The organism is Bradyrhizobium sp. PRIMUS42, assembly GCF_023006515.1.
Lineage (GTDB): Bacteria > Pseudomonadota > Alphaproteobacteria > Rhizobiales > Xanthobacteraceae > Bradyrhizobium.
On record NZ_JALBGZ010001071.1, the window covers coordinates 1 to 1,535 of the forward strand.

Annotated in this window: 1 protein-coding gene and 1 pseudogene; both read right to left on the reverse strand. The window is 63.7% G+C overall.

From position 1 onward, the window contains the following. Positions 1-663: pseudogene (locus MOV75_RS37650) on the reverse strand (adenylate/guanylate cyclase domain-containing protein); the annotation flags it as partial. Between the two features lie 108 nt (positions 664-771). Continuing rightward, the coding region (locus MOV75_RS37655) for an ABC transporter permease (protein WP_247007941.1) at positions 772-1,535 on the reverse strand (764 nt) is incomplete at its 5' end.

Below are 1,535 nucleotides of genomic sequence, written 5' to 3' on the forward strand. Positions count from 1 at the left end.
CGCCGCGATGCTCGCGGCGAACTGGCGGCGCAACTGAGCGCCCACGGCGCCCGCCAGCACGCCGCAGATCAGAATGACGACGCTGCGCACGGCGTGCAAATAGATCAGGGGGTCGCCGGCCTCGTCAGCCGAATTGTAGTACAGCGCGACGGAGAGAAGCCCGGCCGCGGCCACGAAACCCGTGAATGCGGAGAGCCAGAAGTCGAGCCTCAGGGTCGAGAGGATGACGAAAATGAAGTACATCAGCGGCACGGCGAAGCCGAGCGCCTGGGCCGCGCCCATGGTCCGGATCTGCAGAACGAGAATCAGCGTAGGCAGCGACGTCTCGATCAGCGTGCCGATATAGCGCCGGATCACCGGCAGGTCGCGATCGAGGCGGAGATTCTTTCTGATCTGGGTGTGGACCCAGACTTCGAACAGGATGAAGCCGACCAGAAGACCGTAGACCTCGACGATCCCCTCCGTTCCGCGCCAGACCCGGTTCACCACAATGGGGTCGATCAGGTAGATCGCGGTGAGGAACACCATCATGACGCAGCCCGTCATGATCAGCGCCCGCACCCGCAACAGCTCGGTGCGCAGCACTTCCCGCGTCAGCTCGCGCTCGAAATCCTCCGACAGCACGGCATGGTGCCGTGTCTTCCTGCTCGCAAACCTGACCATTCCGCCCCCTTGTCATTCCGTGGCGCGGCGAAGCCGTGAACCCGGAATCTCGAGATTCCGGGTGCGATGCTAGCGCATCGCCCCGGAATGACTGCGAGACAGTTTGCCTCAATCCAGCGTGCGGCGGAAGCGCGTCACGGCGATGGTCATGGCGAGCAGCATCAGGGCTGCCAGCGCCAGCGTGTCGAAACGAAGGTTCTGCATGGTCGCGCCCTTGAGCATGATAGCGCGGACGATGCGCAGATAGTGCGTCAGTGGCAGGCCTTCGCCGAGATATTGGGCCCAGGCCGGCATGCCCGCGAACGGGAACATGAAGCCGGACAGGAGAATGCTCGGCAGAAAGAACATCATCGACATCTGCATGGCCTGGAGCTGGTTCTGCACCACCGTCGAGATGGTGTAGCCGATGGCCAGATTGGTGGTGATGAACAGCGTCGAGAGCAGCGCGAGCAGGAACAGATTGCCGAGCACGGGCACGCCGAACAGGCCGACGCCGATGCCGATGATGAGGAAGGCCTGGAGGAAGCCGACCAGCACGTAAGGCACGATCTTGCCGAACATCACCTCCACCGGCTTGATCGGCATCGACAGCAGACTTTCCATGGTGCCGCGCTCGACCTCGCGCGTGACCGACAGCGCGGTGAAGATCAGCATCGTCATGGTGAGGATGGTGCCAACGAGACCCGGCACGATGTTGAGACTGGAGGCCGCGGCCGGATTGTAGCGGGCATGCGCGCGGATCTCGAACGGCATATCCGGGGGATCGCCGATATAGAGATCGTGCTTGAGCGCGGTCTGCACGACCATGCCGAGGGAGCCGATCGCGGCGCTCGCCGCCACCGGATCGGTCGCATCGGCCGCCACCAGCAGCG